Below are 16,397 nucleotides of genomic sequence, written 5' to 3'. Positions count from 1 at the left end.
GTGCAGCCAGATTTACGCAGCGAGGTTGAACTTCCTGACGCCCATGCTCCCAAACCGCTGCACAAGTTCGGAGGCATCCTGTCGGGCCAGCTCTGAGGCTTGCTGGCGAAGCTGGGTGAGACCGTTCACCAACACCTGTCTGGCCTTGGCGCTGTCCCGATATTCCTCAGCAGTCCGGGTCAGCAGTTCACGACGGATACGTTCCAGCATTTCCTCCATCACCCGGGCATTGGCGAAGTTCATCTGCTTGAACTGCTCGATGAACCGCAGCAAACGATTGAGGGTCTTCTGGTGGACGCCGGTCTCGGAGGACTGAATGGATTGGAGCATGTCGGAGCAAAGTTGCGCCGTCTGTTCCCTCAAAGCCGACACGCAACCTGAAACAAAACTCTCCACGCCCTGACGAATCTTGCTGGACGCTTCCTGGGCGGCTTTCTGGCGAGCCTGCATCACTTCCTGCTGGTCTGCCATCGTCACCAGATCCAAACCCAACTTCTCGGGCACGCTAATCTGGAACAACTGCACGTCGAATCCATAGTAGCGGTCCATTCGGTTGGGAAACGGGAACGAGGCTTCAATGGCGGCGACTAGTCTATCGGGATCAGCCACCAGCTTCTTCGCCATCGTTCTCCACTCTGCTGAAGCGTTCTTCCGGAGCGTGGCGTATTGATCCAGGAACGCCTTCTTCGCCTGCCAGAACTCCGTTTCGAGTTCCTTGAGCTTCTGGTTCACCTCCTGCAAACGAGGATTGGGAACGAAGTGGGCCAGGCCGTTGAGGAAAGGAAAAGTGTTCGATTCGACAAAAGCATGGGCACGACCTTCCACCAATGCCAATGCGGACAGGGCTTCTTTGGGCAGCAGGCGTTTGTGGCCCAGTGAAATCAAACGGTCTGACACCTGGGATTCTTTGAGCCCGATGTCCTCTGGCTTGAGCTTCTTCGTGCCGCGCCAGTAACGGATGCTGACTTTTACCAGCACACCCTCGCGGGTCAGGATTTGGAGTAGTTGGTTTTGCATGAAATCTCCTTTCTATCCGCGGTTGTTGCGGTTCATCTGCTGGATCACGTAGCCGAGTCCGAACAGAGCCAGAGCGCCGACGATGTATTGCCAGAAGCTGTAGAGCACCACGACGGCGATGAGAGCTGCGATGCCATACCCGATGAGGTCGGAGTTGTTGTTGATTCTCATGGAGTCCTTTCATGAAGAAGAGCCGGACACCATGAATGGCATCCGGCTCTTCAGGGTTGGCAGAACGGGCTAGATCTTCACGCTCTGGATCTCGCGCAGTTTCTCCCGGACTGCCTCGATTTCCTTCTCGCTGGCCTTCTTCTCCTTCTCGGTCTTCTTCACCAGGTCCAGCAGGTCATTGAGATCGCGGACCACTCCTTTGAGCGATTCCTTGATGGTTTCGATGTGCTGCACCAGGGATTTGACCGGGGACTCAGCGGTCTCGGCGGTCTGGGTTTCGGTGGCTTTCGGCATGGTGTTCCTTTCGGTGGTTGGGGTTTCGGGGTTGGGTGTGGCAGTGGCAGATTCCTTGGCAGGCTCCGCGACTTGGGCTTCAGGCTGGGGCACAGGGGCAGTCGCTTCCAGCCGGATGGGCATGACGACCATTCGCTTGCCGGCAGTGGAGAAGACCATCGGCGAAAGCTCGTCGTAGAGGTCGAGGTTGTGCAGACCAAAACTGAGCGCCTTCAGCAGGTAATCCCGGTTAAGGCAGATCAGGTTGGGTTTGCCGGTGATCTTCACCTCCGGCACCACCACACTGGTCCAATCCGAGGAGCCTCTGGCATGGGCCTTCACGGTCAGGGTCTTGGTGACGTCGAGGGTGATGCCACGGTTGATGTCGTCGTTGCCGGGCAGTTTGGGCAGGAGTTGTTGCAGGAACTCCACCGAGGCTTCACTGAATTGGAGGATGGTCTTGGCATCGGTAGGCGAAGGGACAGCCTGACGCCAATTCGGACAGGTCGCATCCTGACGCCGGCTGAGGAAGGTCCAGTGATCGGACTGCAACTGGAGCCAAGCTTGTTCATCCTTGGTCTTGGCGGGCATCAGCGACAGTTTCCAATCGCCGTCCTCCTTGAATCCGCTCCACTGCACGAACTTCTTGTTGGGCAGCAGCACGGCTTCCTTGAGGTCCAGGCAGAAGGAGTTGGCGGTGAAGAGGTGCCGCCCATCCGTGCCGAGAACGTAGTGCGCCTGGGGATCGCTTGGATCAATCCAGGCTCCTTGAAGCGCTGCCCGGGTGGCTTCCTCACTGCTGCATTCCATCGCATCGGTCACGGCTTCCCGCAGTTTCTGGTCGAGGATAATCGGTGGCAGTTCAGCGCGAGGCACCGGAGGCCATTCCTTGGGTTCCAGCGTTTCGATCTTCTGGTCCACGGGATTTTCGCCAATGAAGGTGCGGAGCGTGAGGGCGGTCTTGGATTCCTTGAGCAGCGCGATGCGGCTGTTACTGGCGGAGTTTTTGACGGCTTTGGTGAGCGTTTCAATGGGGACCAGGACTTCGCAGGCGGCATTGGGCTGCTGGTTCACAGTCTCGTAGCAGGCAGCGGTGTCGAGGTCGGTGGCTTCGAGGATGACCCGCCCTTCCGAGGAGCGGTTCACCCGAATGCTGCGGAGGACCGGCAGGGAGGTGGACTTGCTGACGATCTTGTTGAGGCCGGCCAGCGCGGTTTTGAGTTCGGAGACAGGGAGTTCGATGAGGTTCTTCATTATGAGGGGTTGCTTTCTTGGTTGAGGGTTAATGGATGATGCGCCCCATGGAGTCATACCAGCGTCCTGTATCAATCAGGCAGCAGGGATGATCCGGGAACTTGGCTTTGACCTGCTTCTGGTAGGCCACAGCTTTCTTCTTGTTCTCGAAGGAACGATCAAAGAAGCCGTGTTCCGCAGCGTGATCCGGAGGCATGACGCGCCACCGGAAATGATTGCGGTAACGGATGGGGCCGCGTTGAAGAGGCGGTTTTTGGATGGTTTGCATAAAGAGAATGGCCAGCCACACCCGAAGGCATGGCTGGCCAAGTGACCGGCACCAATTGGTGCCGGTTTGCCGGAGGACCGAACCAACTGGTTCGCTTTGGGGAGAAAGGACTACCGGATGGTCTTGCCGACAGAGGGATGCCGATGCACTTGGCCCCTGATAAACTCCTTCAGGTTCGCCTCGCATTTCAGGAAGAACTCCTGGCTGACGCGGGTGAACTTGTGGGCGCGAGCCATGGCCATCTCCAACGCGAACAGTTTCACGTGGCGGCGGTTGATCAACATGCGTCCTCCTCGGCTTTGAATTTCAACTGCGTGGCGAGGCATTCCATTGGCTCCACATCACTGCGAAGGCCCAGGAACACGGGCTGGTAGAGGACACCGCTCTCCTTGAAGGCGTAGAGGTAGCGAATCTCCACCACCTGACCGACCTGTGGCACGGATTGATTGGCTGGGATGGTGACGTTGCCCGCCGCCTGCCAGCCGTCATCACCCAACAACCGAATCTCCACGCTGCGCTGGGCATTGATCTTGGCGACCACTGCCGAGAGCGTGGCATAGAACTTGTGCTTCAGTTGGGGACCTCCGGAATTGGAACGACCAGGCGTGTAAGCAGCAGTCAACAGCTTGAACACCACACCTTCCTTTCGGGCAGCGCGGAGGTCTTTCAGCAGGCGTTGCTTTTCATCGTGCTTGAACGCGGTTTCCACCAGCCGGATGGCGCGTTGTTGAGCCGAGGCGATCAGATTGTAGAGCTGCACCAGGCGTTGGCGATAGGGCAGGACGCGCAGATCGGTGTGGTTGGAGAGCATGTCGAACACGAAGAACGTGTCCCCGATGCACTCACCATCCAGAATGAAGTCGCCAGGCAAGCACTGAGCCGCCTGCACGACACATTCCGGCAGACCAACCACCAGGCCCTTCTTGTTGATACCAGTGATTGTGGTGCCCTGCTTCTGGATCAGGATGCGCCGCCCATCGAACTTTTCCTGCATACAGAAGTTGTCATTCGTGAGCAGGCGGTTCATTTCGGCTTCGTCAATCGGGTTCAGCAATTGAGGCAGGAGGCCGGTGAAACGGTCTGCTTTGGGCGAGTTGTGGTAAGGATTGCCGTCTGGGCCAGGGGTGTAGCCTTTGGCGGTCTTCTCCTTCACCAGCTTGTCGTAGATGCGTTTGGCAGCATCGTAATCCACAGGCACATTGGTTTTGGTGCCGGTGTTCAACGTGGAGCCGCGACGACCAAAGGCGAAGTTCACGACAAAGCGATTGCCAGCGGGTTCAATCGCGCACTGGTAAACCTTGTCGGAACCGCCTTCGCGGTAATAGAGGGTTGTTTTGTCGAGAGTTTCTTCAACGAGGGTTGGCATGATGTTGTGTTGGTTTGATGTTTTTGGTTGATGGTTTGGGGACAAAGAGAGCGAGCCGGAGATCCACTGCTGACCTCCGGCTCTGGGGATGGGGTGGGATGCAGCGGACTCCTAAATCGAAAAATAGCCCATGTTTCGGAGGCTGGCGTGGTTGGGCTCGCCGATGATGACGTGATCCACCAAATCAATCTTGAGCAGTTGACCAGCGCGGATTAGGTCACGGGTCACTCTGATGTCCCCTTCAGATGGGGTACAGTCGCCTGATGGGTGCTGGTGCATGAGGATGATCGCACTGCCGGCCATCACGATCACAGGCCGGAACACAGACAGCGGGGTCACGATGCAGGTATCCAGCGAGCCCAGGGTGACGAGGTTGTGGCCAAGAATGCGTCTGCGGGTGTTGAGGACCAGCACGACCACTGCTTCCTTGGCGGGATCGAACCACGGCGCTTGAGGGATGTTGGCTCTCCAATACGCAGCAGCTCTTTCGGGTGTGTCCACGGTTTCAGTCATGGGCAGACATTCGCGGACTCGCATGATTTTGAATTCGTGTGGGGTGTAGGGTTTGAGGGTCATGGAAATGAAAAGAGCCGGATGCTTCTGAGGGCACCCGGCTCTGAGTTGGTTGAGGGTTGGCTAGCGGTGGATGGTGAGGATGTCCTTCTTCACAAAGCGGTTCACCTCCTGCTTGGTCATTGCACGGCCCAGGACATCATCCCGGATTTGTTCCGTGACGTCTTTCCATTGCAGGCCGTATTGCGGGTTGTGGTGCTCGTGCAGGTCATGGAGGAGTTCACGGGCTTCGGTTTCAGTCAGGGCCACCTCGATTTCGTTAGCTGCCCGATGAACATCTTCCGTGTCCCAGACCAGCGCGATTTTGTCCTGCCAGAAGCACTCCAGGAGGCGCTCTGCCCTGGCCTTGTCTTTCAGGACCGGCTTAAGCGACTGGAGCATGGATTGGATGATGAAGTGGTGCATGTTGGGGAAAAGAGGACCGGGCACACCTGACAACGATCCTGCCCACAGTGGGCTTCATCTGTCAGAGTGTACCCGGCTGGGTGGAAGGTTTACGACCAGCGCCGGCACTCGGTGAAGTATTCGCAGCCAGCACAACCGAAGCTGGGAGAAGGCACGAAGTCCTGTCTGCCAACTCCATCAACGTAGGACTCCATCACTTTGAACAGCCGGGTTTCCTGCTGCTGGGTGATGGGGCCAATGCGGGTGACGATCAGCTTGGGGGTCTTGGTTCTGACCAGGTGATGCAGTTCAAGACCCGCCTCCTTCCTGCTGGTGGCATCCCTGTAGAGGACGCCATAGCAGGAGAGCTGGATCTCGTGCTGGTGGATGGCTTGTTCAGGGTCTGGTGTCTTCCCGGTCACCTTGAAGTCCACGATGGTTCCGCCAGCCCTCACGAGGTCGAGTATGCCAATGAGCCTGGGCAGACCATGATGAGACAAGTCTGCTTCAACCGGAACCTCCACCGCCTCTGGACGCTCATCTGCTTTGATGGGCGTTTCGAGGAAGTAGTGTTCCAGCGTTTTCCAGGCAGAGGCGCGTTCATCGGCCTGGTCATCGTCCCATTTGATCTTGGAGGTTTTCTGCTCCTCGGTCCATTGCGAGTCGAACCAGGCTTTGAACTTCTCAGTCTGGAACGGCTCCTTTCGCCATCTCCCGTGGTTCCACTGCTGGAGGACTTGGTGGGCGATACTGCCAACGAACATGGCAGCGGAGGGAGGTCGTGGAAGTTGGAGGACGTAGCGGAAGAAGAACTTCAGCCGGCATTGAAGCCAGCAGTTGAGCCGGGAGGCCGAGACTGTTTTCTGAAGTTCTTCCGTGGGGTTGGGCTCAGGTCTGGCAGCAACCTGAACTGGATCGAGGACGGCGATCACTTGGCACCTGCTTTCTGGTAACGCGAGCCGAAGCGACGACCATTGCCTTTGTTGTTGTCGCTGTGTTCTTGGAGGAGGATTTCGATGATTTGAGACGCCTCCAGCTTGTTCAGGGCTTTGACACCTTTGCCAAACCGGTCTTGCGCCAGGGCTTCAATCTCCTTCTTGTCGAGCTTGTGCTCCTCGACGATCTTCAGGATGAGCGCCTTTTGCTTGTCGCTGCATTCCCAGGTGTCGTTGCCGTTGTGGTGTCCGTTTCCATTGCCATTCCCGTTCCTGTTCTGGATGGGGACTTCGGTGGGCAGGAAACCGACTTCCTTGATCGAAGCATCAACGCTCTGCTGCAGGAGTTGATAGAGGCGGTTGCTCTCGGTTTGGACTTGGGCAAGGTCAGCAATCTCGGTTTTGAGGGTGATGCTGAACTGATGGGAAGAGTAGCCAGGAAGGCCGAGTTTTTTGCTGTAGTTGGTTTCGAGGACGATCATTTGATTCCTTTGGTTGATGGTTTTGATTGGTCTGAAAACGAAGCCACCCGGCTCCTTTTGAGAGAGCCGGGTGGGGGTGACGGGAGGGGTTGGTTTATCGCCTACTTGTCAAGTTTCCCATAGACGATCCAAAGTGCCCCGGCCCACATCAAGGCCATCAAGGGCCAGCCAAGAATGGGGGGGAGGAACGTTTGAATGGCGATGCTGAACATGACTGTGGCGAATATGATGAGGAGTCCGATGATGAGGTTCATGGGTGGATATGGGTTTCGGATTATCATACCACCCAGAGGCCACACCCAACGAGACGGGAGGGGCCTCTTGCTAGGAACTCGCCTGTGGAATGGGGCCGAAGTCCCTGGTCGTCATGCAACACACATTGTCGGCCTGTCGGCTGCTCAATGCTAAATACATGTGGCATGCTCCACACCTGGCGAATTTGGCATTCTCGCCGTCAGGGAGACGATTTTGCTCATAACACATCGAGCAAGCAGCCACCCCTTGAGAATCCATCTCTCGCAATAAACTCCAACCGCCGGAGTTGGGATTGAGGACTACCATGCCATCGACCTGGTTGTCAGAGTCAGCCACGCCCCATTTGCCGTTCTCCCTCCACGCGAACAACTCCAGGACCATCATCAGGTATTGTTCCGATGCGGTTGCTGCCTGAAGCCGTCGCAACCAATCCATCTCGGCTTCATTCAGAGGACCGTCTGCGCAACAGATGCCCAGCATCCAGTACACCGTGTGAAGCCACTGAACAGTCTGCAACTGCGACTGCGGAGCCAGTTCAGCGGCGTCCTTCTCCGGGAGCAAACGGGAATTGACCCCTTGCAGGATTAGCTTGTGCTGCCAGTCCACGGCTTTTCCGTCACGCAGCAGTTGGGTCAGGCGTAAGATGGCGTGCTTTTCTGCATCGTTCACTGCCCCGTCCACGCGGGCTACACTGAAGGCGAGACGGATGACGAAGGCGTGCCACTGATTCATGAACAGGTCACCAAACATGTATCGCTCCTTCCTGTTGCTCCGTGAGAGGTGCGGCGAGAACAGTGCCACGGGTCAAGGGCCCACAATCCACTTCGCGTCTATCGTTTTCTTGTAGCCCGTAACCGGTTCCTGGTTCTCCACAAAATCCCTTTTGGAGTCGCCTGTCCTCTTCATCTTCGCCTTGAACTTGGTGATCTGGCGAACCTTGCCGGTCAGTCGATACGACTGCAGGTTTTTCAGCCCGTTTGGCAATTTGACTACAAGCGGCTTGTCGAATGCCCAGAGTTCGGTGCTGCAATTCAGTTTTTGAGTTCCTGTCGAATAGACCAATTCAAGCGTCAGCTCGGGCTGGTAGAGCATGAAACCGGAACACTTGCCTGCAAGTTGAAAGTGGAGTTCGTCGTCGGCTAAGAGGCGCGGGACAGGTTTGGCGGAAAGCTCAAGTGGATCGTCAGAAAAGAGGCCTGCCTGTGACGGCAGACAGGCCAATAGCAAACAGACAAGCGAAATGGTTGTGGCACGTTTCATGGAGTGTGTGTTCATGATTCGATATGTGGTGGGTTGAGAGTTTCAAAGTGAGCACGATCAAGGCTTCCATCGATAAGTTCTCGTAACCTTGTTGTCGTTGAATCGGAAGGTGACTGCCCATTCGGATGGCACCCAAGAAAGCGCTTTGAACACTACCGTCTGTTCTCCCCCCTTAACCCAGGTCTGAAATTGTTGATCGCGGGCAGCGGAAAGATCGCCACTTTTTACCGTGATGCTAAGGGTGCCGGGTGGCAACCACTGCAAACCCTCGAAACTGACGATGACGGCTGGCAGATCGTCGAAGAGGAGGCCCTTGGAAAAGGGGCGGAACCGGGCTTTTGGTTTGAATAGCTTGTCAAGACAAGCCCCGATGTATGCTTCTCGCGCAGAGCCTGCATAGGTGTATTTGACTGGCGACAATGACAACTCATCACAAAAGAGCATCACCTCGACAGATTGAATGCCCGTAACAGTCTGCCGGCCCGTCACTTGACCCAGCACCTTGTCGCCACCTGCGTAGTACGCCTGAAGGCAAGATCGCGATGGCCAAGTCGGGACAAAATGGACATTTTGTTTGACCTCACCCTCCATGCCGCGAAGACCAACCACGACGGTGCAATTGTGCAGGGTTTGGTCAGAAACGTTTTCCAACTTGAGCAGGTCAGGGGCCGTGAATCCCCATGATTCGTAAATTCCGACCTTGAGCACTTCACCCCGCGAAGATGTGGGACCGGCAATAGTGCGGGCAATCCTCGGAAAAAGGAGAGTGGCAGCCTCCAACTGCGTCTGGGCTTGGAGCATTCGCCTCACCACCGCCTGCACGTCGGCTCTCTCTTGATCGACCTTTTTACCAAACTCCTCCCCTGCCTCCAACTGCAGGGTGGCCCCGTAGTAGAGCAACCGGAAAGTCCTGTCCGCTTCGTTGGGGGGCTTTGGCAATCTTTCAAGGAGTTGGCCGTCATCAATGCACTGCCCGGAGAACTTTTCGACGTCGGCGATGATTTCTTTCAGTTCCGGACCGACCCCCGGGATGGCGCGCAGATCGAGAAACAGTTCTTTTCTTGCGGCAATAACCTGGGCCATGTCCATCTTCGACATTGCTTGCTTGGGGTCTTCAAGCAGGGGCAACGCAAACGCATTGGCCAGTTTGACGTAAGCTTGCTTAGTTGCAGCGTTTGGTGCCGATGCCTCAGATTGACCTGAAGCACTCGGAGAAACGCTCAGCAGGATCAGGAGCAGGAGTGTCGGCACCAACTTGCAGTTGTCCAAGGGGCGCAGCCCCGGAGGGCAGGTCAGGCGGACAGCCCGGTAGTCGGTATTCCCTTTCGGGCAGAGCCGTTCTGAGGCTGCCAGTTCAATCAGCCCTCTTGGCTCGCCGTAATCCATCACAACAATCTTCATGCAAACGATTTCCGTGGTTTCGGCTTCGGAGTCAGCCTAATCCCAAAGGCGGGACAGACGCAAGCCACTTCTTTCACATGTGGGATGACGACGGGAGCACAATCCCACATGTGGCACAACGACTTGCGAAAAACCTCGGCTCGTTTCTGCGCAAGAAACGGGGAAAGCTCACGTATGCCCAGTTCGCCAAGAAGGTCGGCTTGAGCGATTCCACCCTGCACCGGATGGAGATGGCGGATCAGAACGTGACCCTGAAGACCCTTGAGCAGCTCGCAGAGCGCCTGAAGTGCAAGGTCTCGGAGATGTTGGGGGAGTGATGTGCCGGCGGTGAGGTTTCGAGTTCCTCAAACCGGAATGAGGAGCACCTTCCGCACATGGGAGTCGTTCAAACTGATACTACCTTATGTCCATTTTTGGAAGAGCTGTTGAGGCGTTGGTTGGAAAGAAAACACGCATTCCGAAACCTCCCAATCCATTTGGGGGCCAGTGGAGGCGCGTTGTTCAGACCAAATGGGTGAACGTCACGCAACCCCACGATCTGAAGCACTGTCTCTGGGCCAGGAAGGTTCTGGAGAATACGATGGTGGCCGCAGAAACGGAGCGGTTGACGACGGAGATCGGTGAGGCATCTGCATTGTTGGAGAAGATAAACAACGACATTGATCGCCTCGGAAACTCACTCCTGCGCTATCCCGAGGCAGAGCCAACCCCAAACCCAGTGTTCGCAGTGCAGCACAGGACGCGAGTTCAAAACCGCCTGTCGCTGTTAAAGACGCTCCAAGGTCGCTTAAGGGAATTGGATGAGGTCAAGAAAGAGGTCGAGGCTGCTATTGGGCGATGCTCCGCTTCTTGCGAGGACGAGAAATCATCGAACCCGCATAAATCCCTCAACCCTTTGGAACGAGCTTCTGCCGACTTCACCAAAATCCTCCAGGCCCACCTGAAATACCTTTGCGAGAGAGTGGAAGAGTGCAGGTCCATTGCCGAGAAGATCAGAACGAGGAATGCCGAACTGAATCAACTCAAGGACAATCCCGAAGCCCAGTCGAAGCGCACTTCACTGGGGAGGGAACTTGCTCAACTGCGCCAGGTGCATGAGAGGAAGCGGAAGAAGGTGGCTTCCTTGATCTCTGGAGACAATGTTGCGGTGGGGGTCTATGCCCGATTCCGCCGCAGTCACCAAGATGCCTGCAAGGTCCTTGGGCTTCTGGCCCCGGAAGAGTTGTCAAAGGCAGGAAAGGAGCCCCGCCGCAATTCCAAGCCAGTGCAGTCCTCAAGAACGGCCATGAAGATGATCGAGGACTTGGTGGTGAAGCTCAACATTGATGAATCTCTCTCGATGATGAGGGCTTTACTGGACGGCAGAAACCCTGCCCGGAAAAAGACTGAAAGCTCATCTTGCACCACGAAAGACGGCAAGCTGATCATCATCGACGGGACCAATGTCCTGCGGTCTTACAATCCTGCCAACCAGTGCGATTTTGCTGCTTTGCTAACGCTGTTTTGTGAGCTGGCGGCGCGCTCTATTAGTTTCGTGTGCGTGTTTGACGCCAACACTCGCTACACAATGGAAAAGCTCGCGCCGCCCCCCAGGCAAGGCAGGAATTGCTTTAATGCCAAGACGCACTACGAAAAGCTGCTCAGGGAAGCGCCACACATCCTGCAGGAGGTCCCAGGTGGAGAAACCGCTGACGCCTTCATCTTGGCCAGAGCAGCCAAAGAGGATTGCCCCGTCCTGACCAATGACAGGTATCGAGACCATATTGCCAAATACCCGTGGTTGGCCGACGAAGCTGACCGTTTGTTCAAGGGAAGAGTGATGTCGGACTGGTTGATCGTGCCCGCGCTGGATCTTTGCTGCCGAGTCAAAATGGCGGAGGAGTTGATCCGGGTGCTCGGAGGTGTTCTCCAAGGCCAGAAAAAATGACTTCTGCAAACTTTCTCCTGCAGAGGAACCGCGGAGGCCAAGTATGTCTGGCTAGAACTACTCGCCATTGGTATAGTCAAAGGCAGCCCGCGTGGCATCCGCCACCGAATGCAGCCCCGAGTAGTCGTCTGCAAAAGTCGGGGAGAGGTTTAATCCAGATTCGATTGGGTGGTCAAGCTCCGTGCAACCCGATTCAGTGATTGGGGTTGTGCGTGAAAAATCGGGGGGGTGTCGTGCTCCGCATTTTCCGTGCCAAAATGGGGGTAGTGTTTTTGCTGTAGCCTCCTAATCAACCACTTGGAGATTCCATTTTGTCCTCTACGCGGACAGCGCAAAACCTCGCTCATCGTTTGAGGATTGGGCTGGAACTGAGAAATCGCCTTCTTGAGGGGGGGTTGCATCGGGTCTGGGCTTTCTGCTCCAACTCAGGCACAGGTGAAACTGATCGATTTTCGAGACGATGATGCGGATGTCCCTGATCAACTCATGGACATTCCGCACCAGATTATCATGTTCAGAGGCTTTGGGGATTGGCTCTGGCATAGATGGAGGGAAGCCTGCAGGAAGACCCACAAGCTCCCTGTTGTCACCCAACCCACTATTCGACCAAAATCTCTTCGCCGTCTTCGGGATCTTTGAATGGCGGGTCCACTCTGCTAACCCAACAATAGGGCTGCGCATGGTTCTCGTTGAAGATCTGGACAACGGTGACAGTAGCTTCCTTGCCAACCAGCGTGTCGGTATTGAACTGGCCGGGGTCGACATCATGGCCAAACCAGGTTCGGAGGTCCTTTCTCAGCACGCTTCGATTCGTCAGGTCGGGAATGTAGTTCTTGCCGACGAGGTAACGGACATCTCGATCTGGGGCCTCGGCCAGTTCCCAGACCAGGCGCAAGTATCGTTCCGGGCCTTGGGGCGTTTCCTTGTAGAGTTCGTGGGCCTCAACACAGGTTGCTCGATAACGCCCTGCAGGGACATCAAAGCAATCTCGTGGGGTGACAGTGATCAACATATTTTCTCCTTCGCTTTGGCTGTCTTCCAGACTGGCTCTTGCGGCAGTTGCACATAACGGGTGCGGCCAAGAACCAACAAAGTGACGGCCTTACTATATGTTGATTCTATCAGATGCGCGGAGTCTGTACAACAACTAAAACGTAAATGGCTATTCATAGTTTTCTCCCTGCCTTGACTCCCATGCCAATCAATCGTCTGGGGGCATTTAGGATGCTGCATGGTTGTCGCTCTTTACGTGACTGTCTTCCGCTGCCTTGGCGTGCTCTTCGGCTGGCTCTTTACCTTTGCCACGTGGTCAGCGTACTCTTTTAGCATTCTATTCTCTTTGTCTTTATGATGCCTGTGGGCCGTTAATGCAGGGAGCTTCTCATAGTGTTCGGAGGGCAAGTTGTCTTCGAAGAATGGTTGATCGTAGCATTCCGTGGGCAGGGCGTCAGTTCCTACCCGTCTTCTTAGGTGTGGCGTATCCACCAAACGGTAAAGATAGTAATTGTCACCGTATTTATTGTTGCGTCGGCGCTCAAGCCTGCCCTTCTTCACGAGTGTGACCAATGCCCGACGTACAGCCTGCGGGGACATGGGCAGATCTGTCGCGTCCAGAAACTCTACTGGATTTAACTGTATCCAAGCGTCACCATGTATCCAGTGCTCTTCCACATAAGTGAGGTTCCGCAAAAGAATCGCGGCCTCAATGCCGCATTCCACTGCGTCCTCAACCCAAAATGAGATGCCGTCTTCCGTGGCCAATGCTTCCTTGTGGAGTTCCTTGTCGGCAAAACTATAGTACAATGTATGAATACTCTTGCGCTTGTGGAACGTTTTCGTCGTCTTCAGCACCTTTTCCTTGCGAAGCCGTGCTAAAATGCGCCTGACAGTGCGCTTTTTGATGTAGGGATGACGTTTGGCGAGGTCCTTAACGGAGGTATAATACCACCCATCCATCTCTCGAGCAGCGACTTTGCCATCCTTCCTGTATTTCTTGATGCCTTCAATGTTGCGGGCTAGGTCAGTCAAAAGGATGGCTCCCTCAATGTCGTATTGTCGGTTTTTCAAGCCGCCATAGTTTTGCGCGGCGATGTCCTTGTTGAAGAGATGGAGGTGTGTGTCCTCCTTATAGATTGGTGCCGTGATTTTCATATTCGCGCTCAATAGGGGCGGAGAGACTGGGCCAAGCAGGTGGTGTTCCTGGCGCGAATATGCCCGGTTGACTAGGCCGGAGGTGCCCAGTCTCTCCTGAAGATTGATGTGTCGTGATCATATTCGCGCTGTGTTTTAAGAATCGGTTGTCACGCCGGTTCTATACTAAATAGTACGAGAGTGCGGGAGATTGTACAAGCTCTTAATGGCATGGACGCCGCTTTCCAGCCTCCCACTGACCCGTTATTGTATAAATGGTGCGTGAGAGGAGTTCTGATTTGTTGCTTAATATCGTATCCGTGTAGAGTTGTGGCTGCGCGGAGTTGCAAGGAATAGAAGTCGGCAAGCAGATGCACTCCAAAGTGACCGAAAGGGCTGTAAACATTGGCTCTCGTCCACGTTTTCACGATTTGGCCACATGCTTTTCACAAAACCCAATGTTTACGGGGGTTTGGTCCACGTTTTTCATACGTTGGCAAAAGGGCCTATCAAAATGGCCACATCACAGAATCAATTTGGCCACATCACGTGATCAAAATGGCCACATCTATTATACTTCTGGTAATACTTATGGAAATGACTTCTGGTAAATGCTTTTTCCCATGAGCCGTCGCTGCGCTCCGGCTCATTAACGCTGCGCTGGCTCAACCAAACCTGGCGAAAACTATCCGAAATGGCGTCACATGTATTCATGGTCTTCCCTGGCTGCTTCGCCTCGCCCTGCTCGGCTCGCCGTCCCAGGCAAGTGGTTGGAGTCAGCCCAGAAAGAGCAGGTGGAAACGCTGGGGCCGAAGGCGGGGCCGTCGCCACGCATTCAGGAGTGCGGATCTGGCGGTTGAGATGCATGGTTTGGTGGCAATGTGATCCTGCTGCCGGGTATGGGGTGGGCAGACCGGCATACGCGCAGGTGGGGTGACCGAGTTTGACCTGCCTCTTTCCTGCCTTCCAGCTTGGATTCATCGGCCAAACCACATCGGATTACCCGCCGTTGCTTTGTTGGAGGAGCCAGTTGGGTGCCCGCTGGAGGAGGCGTTAGGAGACGTCTTCGCGGTGGGTCTTCCACGAGCCCAGGATGAGTGGGCGGAAGAGGAGGAAGGTCCGAGTTCATCAAGCAAGGGCGTATTCAGGGTTCGGCTGCACAGAGGACATCATGGGAGAGCTGTTGAAGAGGTTGCTGCGGGAGATGGGTTGGTTGTTGACGACTCCTCTTCAGGGACAATCATGCCAGGAGGGGTTGCGAGGAGATGGTCAGGATTCCCATTGCCCTCTCCCCGATCAACTCCTTTGAGGTCTGCTGGATCGAGATCTTCACGCACCACCATCAATGGGAACTTCCACTGAACCACGAAAGGAGCTTGTGGAGGGAGATTGCGCAGGGTCATCTCCACGGAGTAGCAGTTCTCCTCCGCGTGCTCGGTGAGGGTGATGATCGAGTCGGCATCTCTGGCAAACACTCCGCTGCCGCTCATCCTGTCCATCGGGGATTTGTTCGACTGCCCTCCTTTCGTGAAATGATGGGCAAACATCACCAGCGCTCCTGTGTCCACCGCCACTTGTTCGAGACTGTGACAGAGAACACCAACCCCACTCGCCGCGTTCTCAGACTTCCCAATCATCATCTTATAGGCCGGGTCCAGAACAATGAGCGAGTAGCCTTCGCCTTTGGCACGTCGAATCAACTCCTCCTGTACATCCTCGAAGTTCATCGTCCATCCTCTCAAGGTCCAGATTTCCAGATTGTCGAGGTTGTCCAGTTTCTTGCGCTCCTGGATGATGCGGAGCCGCTCTTTGATGAAGGCCCGCTGGATCTCAAGGTTGACAAACAGCACCTTCCCTTGCGTGGTGGGCCACTTGAGAAAAGGCGTCCCTGTAGCAATGCTGGCTGCCAAATCCAAAAGCACCCAGGTCTTCCCGGCCTTGCTTGAACTCGCCAACACTCCTTTGGTTCCTTTGTGGAGCAGACCGTGAACAATGGCCGGAGGGACTACGAGATTGGGATTGGCCAGGAGATGCCTGGCGATGTCGATTGGTGGCCATCGGAATTGTGGAGTGGCTTTGGCAATCACTGGTGTAAGTGGAAGTGGTTGTGGGATGGGGAGAGATGCCGGTTTGGTTGAAGAGGACATGGAGAAAATGGGCTGGAAACGCGAAGTCTCCAGCCCTGTATGCCAGCAGGCTATTTGCCGTTTCTCACTGCAGCGCCATCAGGCTTGTTCTCGTCGTAGTATTTCATCATCCCTCGGGTGAATTGCAGCCTCTCATTATCTGACATTCCCTTGAAGACATAGTGAAGCAATTGCCGCTCAACTAACGGCAGTGAGCTACGCCACGGACATTCCGGGCCAGATCCCGCCGCCTGTATCGGTTGAACAGAGAGAGGTGGGATGAAGGCGCAAGCAGCTTGCATCTTTGCCAGCAGCTTCTCGTCAGTCACGAGAGAGTAGCCTCTGGTTCCTGGCCTCATCGATGTCTTGCGGATGCTCATGCGACGACGAGATTTTAAGTCGAAGTACGACACCTGATTGTCGGAAACGTCTGTAACGAGCACGTAGCGCGGAACCAGAATGTTCCGACAATCCTGCCACACTTGACCGTATTTGATTTCGATATTTGCCATATTTGATCGGATTTGAGTTTGTTAAAGAAAGTCCGCAGCCAAACCCCGTTGGTCTGGCTGCGG

The 16,397-nt window shown here is 55.3% G+C and carries 19 protein-coding genes; 2 read left to right on the top strand and 17 right to left on the bottom strand.

The window, feature by feature from the left end; all coding sequences use genetic code 11:
- Positions 1 to 12: 12 nt before the first annotated feature.
- The 13 genes from NXS98_RS06175 to NXS98_RS06115 form a co-directional block, all read right to left on the bottom strand.
- Positions 13 to 1,017, bottom strand: coding sequence for a DUF3150 domain-containing protein (locus NXS98_RS06175; protein ID WP_283847602.1), 1,005 nt, complete (start codon positions 1,015 to 1,017; stop codon positions 13 to 15).
- Between the two features lie 12 nt (positions 1,018 to 1,029).
- A complete protein-coding gene (locus NXS98_RS06170; RefSeq protein WP_283847601.1) occupies positions 1,030 to 1,188 on the bottom strand; it encodes a hypothetical protein in 159 nt (52 codons plus the stop codon).
- Between the two features lie 69 nt (positions 1,189 to 1,257).
- Positions 1,258 to 2,715 (bottom strand): beta clamp domain-containing protein, encoded by a 1,458-nt coding sequence (locus NXS98_RS06165; protein ID WP_283847600.1) that lies wholly within the window; start codon positions 2,713 to 2,715, stop codon positions 1,258 to 1,260.
- Positions 2,716 to 2,743: 28 nt separating this feature from the next.
- Positions 2,744 to 2,983 carry a hypothetical protein gene (locus tag NXS98_RS06160; RefSeq protein WP_283847599.1) on the bottom strand — a complete coding sequence of 80 codons (240 nt, stop codon included), beginning with the start codon at positions 2,981 to 2,983 and terminating at the stop codon, positions 2,744 to 2,746.
- Between the two features lie 110 nt (positions 2,984 to 3,093).
- A complete protein-coding gene (locus NXS98_RS06155; RefSeq protein WP_283847598.1) occupies positions 3,094 to 3,267 on the bottom strand; it encodes a hypothetical protein in 174 nt (57 codons plus the stop codon).
- On the bottom strand, positions 3,261 to 4,349 hold the full coding sequence (locus NXS98_RS06150) for an ATP-dependent DNA ligase (protein WP_283847597.1): 1,089 nt from the start codon (positions 4,347 to 4,349) through the stop codon (positions 3,261 to 3,263). Before NXS98_RS06150 ends, NXS98_RS06155 begins: the two co-directional genes overlap by 7 nt.
- Before the next feature lie 111 nt (positions 4,350 to 4,460).
- Positions 4,461 to 4,925: a JAB domain-containing protein gene (locus NXS98_RS06145; RefSeq protein WP_283847596.1), complete on the bottom strand. Its 465-nt coding sequence runs from the start codon at positions 4,923 to 4,925 to the stop codon at positions 4,461 to 4,463.
- A 60-nt stretch (positions 4,926 to 4,985) separates the two neighbouring features.
- Positions 4,986 to 5,327, bottom strand: a complete 342-nt coding sequence (locus NXS98_RS06140) for a hypothetical protein (protein ID WP_283847595.1) — start codon at positions 5,325 to 5,327, stop codon at positions 4,986 to 4,988.
- 89 nt (positions 5,328 to 5,416) lie between these two features.
- A complete protein-coding gene (locus NXS98_RS06135) occupies positions 5,417 to 6,238 on the bottom strand; it encodes a RecB family exonuclease (RefSeq protein ID WP_283847594.1) in 822 nt (273 codons plus the stop codon).
- Complete coding sequence (locus NXS98_RS06130; protein WP_283847593.1) at positions 6,235 to 6,723, bottom strand: hypothetical protein; 489 nt, start codon at positions 6,721 to 6,723, stop codon at positions 6,235 to 6,237. The genes NXS98_RS06135 and NXS98_RS06130 overlap by 4 nt, the downstream gene beginning before the upstream one ends.
- 324 nt (positions 6,724 to 7,047) lie before the next feature.
- Positions 7,048 to 7,728, bottom strand: coding sequence for a tellurite resistance TerB family protein (locus tag NXS98_RS06125; protein WP_283847592.1), 681 nt, complete (start codon positions 7,726 to 7,728; stop codon positions 7,048 to 7,050).
- A 54-nt stretch (positions 7,729 to 7,782) separates the two neighbouring features.
- Complete coding sequence (locus NXS98_RS06120; RefSeq protein WP_283847591.1) at positions 7,783 to 8,238, bottom strand: hypothetical protein; 456 nt, start codon at positions 8,236 to 8,238, stop codon at positions 7,783 to 7,785.
- Between the two features lie 57 nt (positions 8,239 to 8,295).
- Positions 8,296 to 9,639: a hypothetical protein gene (locus tag NXS98_RS06115; RefSeq protein ID WP_283847590.1), complete on the bottom strand. Its 1,344-nt coding sequence runs from the start codon at positions 9,637 to 9,639 to the stop codon at positions 8,296 to 8,298.
- 110 nt (positions 9,640 to 9,749) lie between these two features.
- On the opposite strand from NXS98_RS06115, the gene NXS98_RS06110 reads away from it, so the two are divergent.
- Positions 9,750 to 9,956, top strand: coding sequence for a helix-turn-helix domain-containing protein (locus NXS98_RS06110; RefSeq protein WP_283847589.1), 207 nt, complete (start codon positions 9,750 to 9,752; stop codon positions 9,954 to 9,956).
- Positions 9,957 to 10,042: 86 nt separating this feature from the next.
- Positions 10,043 to 11,566, top strand: a complete 1,524-nt coding sequence (locus tag NXS98_RS06105; RefSeq protein ID WP_283847588.1) for an NYN domain-containing protein — start codon at positions 10,043 to 10,045, stop codon at positions 11,564 to 11,566.
- Positions 11,567 to 12,164: 598 nt separating this feature from the next.
- Here NXS98_RS06105 and NXS98_RS06100 read toward each other — a convergent pair.
- The 4 genes from NXS98_RS06100 to NXS98_RS06085 all read right to left on the bottom strand — a co-directional run bounded on the left by NXS98_RS06100 (position 12,165) and on the right by NXS98_RS06085 (position 16,334).
- Positions 12,165 to 12,578: a hypothetical protein gene (locus tag NXS98_RS06100; RefSeq protein ID WP_283847586.1), complete on the bottom strand. Its 414-nt coding sequence runs from the start codon at positions 12,576 to 12,578 to the stop codon at positions 12,165 to 12,167.
- Between the two features lie 233 nt (positions 12,579 to 12,811).
- Entirely contained in the window at positions 12,812 to 13,717 is a 906-nt protein-coding gene (locus NXS98_RS06095) for a hypothetical protein (RefSeq protein ID WP_283847585.1), read from the bottom strand.
- 1,148 nt (positions 13,718 to 14,865) lie between these two features.
- Entirely contained in the window at positions 14,866 to 15,783 is a 918-nt protein-coding gene (locus NXS98_RS06090; RefSeq protein ID WP_283847584.1) for an AAA family ATPase, read from the bottom strand.
- A 110-nt stretch (positions 15,784 to 15,893) separates the two neighbouring features.
- Positions 15,894 to 16,334 (bottom strand): hypothetical protein, encoded by a 441-nt coding sequence (locus tag NXS98_RS06085; protein ID WP_283847583.1) that lies wholly within the window; start codon positions 16,332 to 16,334, stop codon positions 15,894 to 15,896.
- Positions 16,335 to 16,397 lie beyond the last annotated feature (63 nt).

It is taken from the genome of Fontisphaera persica (assembly GCF_024832785.1).
Lineage (GTDB): Bacteria > Verrucomicrobiota > Verrucomicrobiia > Limisphaerales > Fontisphaeraceae > Fontisphaera > Fontisphaera persica.
The sequence above is the reverse complement of the archived record's forward strand: the minus strand, read 5'-3'. Positions and strand labels throughout refer to the sequence as shown.

Bases quoted from the DNA above. Each gene is read 5' to 3' on its own strand.
- NXS98_RS06175 (WP_283847602.1), bottom strand. From the start codon at position 1,017: ATGCAAAACCAACTACTCCAAATCCTGACCCGCGAGGGTGTGCTGGTA.
- NXS98_RS06170 (WP_283847601.1), bottom strand. From the start codon at position 1,188: ATGAGAATCAACAACAACTCCGACCTCATCGGGTATGGCATCGCAGCT.
- NXS98_RS06165 (WP_283847600.1), bottom strand. From the start codon at position 2,715: ATGAAGAACCTCATCGAACTCCCTGTCTCCGAACTCAAAACCGCGCTG.
- NXS98_RS06160 (WP_283847599.1), bottom strand. From the start codon at position 2,983: ATGCAAACCATCCAAAAACCGCCTCTTCAACGCGGCCCCATCCGTTAC.
- NXS98_RS06155 (WP_283847598.1), bottom strand. From the start codon at position 3,267: ATGTTGATCAACCGCCGCCACGTGAAACTGTTCGCGTTGGAGATGGCC.
- NXS98_RS06150 (WP_283847597.1), bottom strand. From the start codon at position 4,349: ATGCCAACCCTCGTTGAAGAAACTCTCGACAAAACAACCCTCTATTAC.
- NXS98_RS06145 (WP_283847596.1), bottom strand. From the start codon at position 4,925: ATGACCCTCAAACCCTACACCCCACACGAATTCAAAATCATGCGAGTC.
- NXS98_RS06140 (WP_283847595.1), bottom strand. From the start codon at position 5,327: ATGCACCACTTCATCATCCAATCCATGCTCCAGTCGCTTAAGCCGGTC.
- NXS98_RS06130 (WP_283847593.1), bottom strand. From the start codon at position 6,723: ATGATCGTCCTCGAAACCAACTACAGCAAAAAACTCGGCCTTCCTGGC.
- NXS98_RS06125 (WP_283847592.1), bottom strand. From the start codon at position 7,728: ATGTTTGGTGACCTGTTCATGAATCAGTGGCACGCCTTCGTCATCCGT.
- NXS98_RS06120 (WP_283847591.1), bottom strand. From the start codon at position 8,238: ATGAAACGTGCCACAACCATTTCGCTTGTCTGTTTGCTATTGGCCTGT.
- NXS98_RS06115 (WP_283847590.1), bottom strand. From the start codon at position 9,639: ATGAAGATTGTTGTGATGGATTACGGCGAGCCAAGAGGGCTGATTGAA.
- NXS98_RS06105 (WP_283847588.1), top strand. From the start codon at position 10,043: ATGTCCATTTTTGGAAGAGCTGTTGAGGCGTTGGTTGGAAAGAAAACA.
- NXS98_RS06100 (WP_283847586.1), bottom strand. From the start codon at position 12,578: ATGTTGATCACTGTCACCCCACGAGATTGCTTTGATGTCCCTGCAGGG.
- NXS98_RS06095 (WP_283847585.1), bottom strand. From the start codon at position 13,717: ATGAAAATCACGGCACCAATCTATAAGGAGGACACACACCTCCATCTC.
- NXS98_RS06085 (WP_283847583.1), bottom strand. From the start codon at position 16,334: ATGGCAAATATCGAAATCAAATACGGTCAAGTGTGGCAGGATTGTCGG.